A 3845-nucleotide genomic window follows, 5' to 3' on the forward strand; every position below is an offset into this window, starting at 1 on the left:
GAGCCGTCCATACCCGACGATCCACCGCTCGCCGGCGGGGTATTGCTCGGCGACGCCCGCACCGCGAATTGCCCGTTGTTCACCAAGCTGCTGAAGCAAGTGCTGGAAGACGGCGGCGTGCAGTTCCAGCTTGGCCGCGAAGTCACGGCCATTCGCGCCGACAACCAGAGTGCCGCCGTGGAACTCGGTCCGCGCGCGGGTGAAGTCGACGGTAAGGGCCGCAAGTCACGCGATGTGGAACTGATCGGCGCTGACGCCATCGTGGTCGCAGCCGGTACCGGTACGCCGGCGTTGCTGGCTACGCTGGGAATCAGGTTGCCGCTGCATCCGCTGCGCCTCCACACGCTGACCGCGCCGATCGCTTACGAGGAGCGCGCGCCGCACATTACGGTGGTTGATTCGGTGAAACGCATCACGATGACGCGGATCAACCAGCGGATGCGCGTGACGGGCGGCGCGGTGCTGGAGAGCGCGGCCAAAGCGCACAAGCCGATGAACGAAAGCATGACGCGGCGCGCCCTCGCGCTGCTCGGCCAGGCGACGCACGACTGGATTCCGGGCGCGGCGAAGGTCTCGGCGGCTCGGGCCTGGGACGGCATCAGGCTGGTCTCGCCCGATGGCTTGCCGGTGGTGAGTTCGACCGCGCATGCGCGTTTGTTCATCAATGCGGCGCACGGGCCGGCGGGCTGGGGTATCGCTTGCGGGGCGGCAAAAGTGGTGGCGGCGATGGTTTCCGGAATCACGCCCGACGTGCCCGGCGAAACGCTAAGCGCGCTGCGGATGGACCGGTTTTAGGTAGGTTTGAGCGTTGTCCGGCTCGAGACCGGGGCAGCGAAGGTGCTGGCAAAGGCGAGTTAAGAAGCGGAATAACGAAACACGGATCGCAGCCGCGAAACGCCTTTCGCGTAATTAAGGGACTTTACGATTTCCCGGCCGACGTTTGCGACAATTGGGCGCAATAATTGCGATGAGTTCACGCATTCCTCTCACGCTGGCGCCATGACCGACTCCTCCGTCTCGAACACCCCCACTCCGCCCTACGTCGAGCCACGCGATCACGCGCTGGCGCTCCTGACACTAGGCGAACTCCGCACGCTTGAAAGCCGCGCAGCGGCGTCCCTGCCCGCGAATACGCTAATGGCTCGCGCCGGGGCTGCGGCGGCGCAATTTGTCATCGACCAGAATCGGCATGCGCCGCATCTTGCCGCTTTGCCGGTCTGGATCGTGGCCGGGCCGGGCAACAATGGCGGCGATGCGCTCGTGATGGCCGCCCGTTTGCGGCAAGCCGACATCGACGTCGAAGTCTGCATGCCAGTGGAAGTCAAACCCGACGACGCCCGTTGGGCGCTGTCCGAAGCCCGGCAAGCGGGCGTGACAATCACGACAGAAGCCCCTCCCTCCTTCGATAACCTCGGCTGGCTCGTCGATGGAATGTTCGGCATCGGTCTCGGAAGGCCGCTGGAAGGCGTATTCGCGGATCTCGCCGCGCGCTTGTCGCGGCGCTCGAAAGCGAGCGGCGGCGTGCTTGCGCTGGATATCGCGAGCGGCCTGTCGAGCGACACTGGCGAGCCGGTCAGCCGCAGCGCCGATGGCCGCGCGCAGGCCGTGCGCGCCACGCACACCATCACGTTTATTGGCGCGAAGCCGGGCCATTTCACCGGCGATGGCCGTGACCTGACGGGCAAGCTTTATATCGCCGACCTGGGGGTCAAGCCGCCCCTTGAACCCTCTGTCCTGCTGAACGCGCCGTCGCTGTTCGGCTCGCACTTGCCACCGCGCGATTACGCGACCAACAAAGGCACGTTCGGCACGCTAGCCGTGCTTGGCGGCGACACCGGCATGTGCGGCGCGCCGATCCTGGCCGCTCGCATGGCGTTGTACGGGGGCGCCGGCAAGGTCAACGTGGCGTTCATCGGCACGGATTCACCGCCTTACGATCCGCCGCATCCGGAACTGATGCTGCACCACGTCGACCAGATTTCCCTCGATAAAATGAACGCGCTCGCGGTCGGCTGCGGGATGGGCCAGAGCGAGCGCGCGAAGAAGGTGCTCGTCGACGTCCTCGCGCTCGATGTTCCCAAACTCTTCGATGCCGACGCGCTCAACCTGATTTCATCGGATGAAAAACTGGCTGCCAAGGTCGCCGCACGGGGCGCCCGCGGGGACCCGTGCGTGTTGACGCCGCATCCGCTCGAAGCCGCGCGCTTACTCGGATCGGACGTGAAAAAGGTGCAAGCAGATCGGATTGCCGCCGCTCGGCAGCTGGCTGCGCGCTTCGCTGCGGTGATCGTGTTGAAAGGCACGGGCACGATCGTCGCCTCGCCGGACGGACGCGTTTCGGTGAACCCGACCGGCAATGCGGCGCTTGCAACGGGCGGTACCGGCGACGTGCTGGGCGGGTTGATCGGCGCGTTTCTCGCGCAGCAATTGCCGGCTTATGAGGCCGCGCTCGCAGGCGTGTATCTGCACGGGCTGGCCGCCGAAGCGTTGACCGATGAAGGCGAAGGTCCCGCCGGACTGACCGCGGGCGAACTGGCTCCAAAGGTACGAAGTTTGCTCAACCGGCTCTTTTACGCTGTGTGACTACGATACGTGCCGGAGACTGCCGTCGGGCCGCCGTTCGCCGTGCCGCGTTTATCCAGGACGAACGAAACACGAAGCTTCGGCCGATGCGCTGACCTTTCATGCAAGCAATCATTCATCCATCGTGGCTATACTTATTGACTCGCGCGTAAGCGGATCGAGATAGACCATCATCAGACCCTGCGCGATGATCAGTACCTCCCGTCACCCTCTGATAAACGGACCGTTATGACGCTCAATTCGCTCCCTGCCTGGCCGGCGCTCCAGACGCATTACGATGCCATCCGTGACGAACGCCTGCGCGACTGGTTCGCGCCGCAAAACGATACAAAGCCGTCTCGCGCCGAGCGCCTGACTTTTGACGGCGGCGGCATCTCCGTCGATTTTTCGAAGAACCGCATCACCGAAGCCACGCTCAAGCTGCTGGTCGAACTTGCGCAGCAGGCCAAGGTCGCGGAAAAGCGCGACGCCGTGTTTGCCGGCGATATTGTCAACGTGACGGAACATCGCGCGGTGCTGCATACGGCCTTGCGTTCGACTGACGACAACTCCCCGTTCCAGAAAGAGATTCGCGCTGAAAAAGCCAAGATGGCCGCGTTCGCGAACAAGGTTCGTGACGGCTCATGGACTGGCTATACCGGCAAGCGGATTCGCCATGTGGTGAACATCGGCATTGGCGGCTCGGATCTCGGGCCGAAGATGGTCGTGCATGCGTTGCAGCACCTGGCACAGCCGGGTCTGGATACGCATTTTGTCTCCAACGTCGATGGCGCCGATATCTACAACGTGCTCAAAGGCATCGATGCCGAAGAGACGCTGGCTATTGTTGTGTCGAAGACGTTCACCACGCTCGAAACCATGACCAATGCGCGCTCCATGCGCGACTGGTTCTTGAAGAGCGGCTGCCCGGAAGAAGCGCTGTCGAAGCACTTCGTGGGGGTATCGGCGAATCCTGAGGAAGTGGTCAAGTTCGGCATTGCGAAGGAAAACGTCTTCGAAATGTGGGACTGGGTCGGCGGCCGTTATTCGCTATGGTCCACGGTGGGTCTGTCGATCGTGATCTCGGTCGGACCTGAGAATTTTGAAAAGCTGCTGGCCGGCGCTCATGCCATGGACGAGCATTTCCGTACCGCGCCGTTCGATCGCAACCTGCCCGTGCTGATGGGCATGATCGGCATCTGGTATCGCGACTTCTTCAAGTCGCAAAGCGTGATGGTCGCGCCGTATTCGCAAGCCATGCGCTACCTGTCTTCGTATCTCCA

3 protein-coding genes are annotated in these 3845 nt (G+C 63.2%); all 3 read left to right on the forward strand.

Annotated elements, in window-relative coordinates; genetic code table 11:
- Positions 1 to 795, forward strand: a 795-nt coding sequence (locus JWR14_RS26510) for an FAD-dependent oxidoreductase (protein WP_299714500.1), incomplete at its 5' end; no start/stop codon positions are given.
- A gap of 204 nt (positions 796 to 999) precedes the next feature.
- A complete protein-coding gene (locus JWR14_RS26515) occupies positions 1000 to 2583 on the forward strand; it encodes an NAD(P)H-hydrate dehydratase (RefSeq protein ID WP_299714503.1) in 1584 nt (527 codons plus the stop codon).
- Between the two features lie 228 nt (positions 2584 to 2811).
- Positions 2812 to 3845 (forward strand): glucose-6-phosphate isomerase (gene pgi, locus JWR14_RS26520; protein WP_299714506.1); only part of this gene is annotated, 1034 nt, incomplete at its 3' end.

This window comes from Caballeronia sp., assembly GCF_028292365.1.
Lineage (GTDB): Bacteria > Pseudomonadota > Gammaproteobacteria > Burkholderiales > Burkholderiaceae > Caballeronia.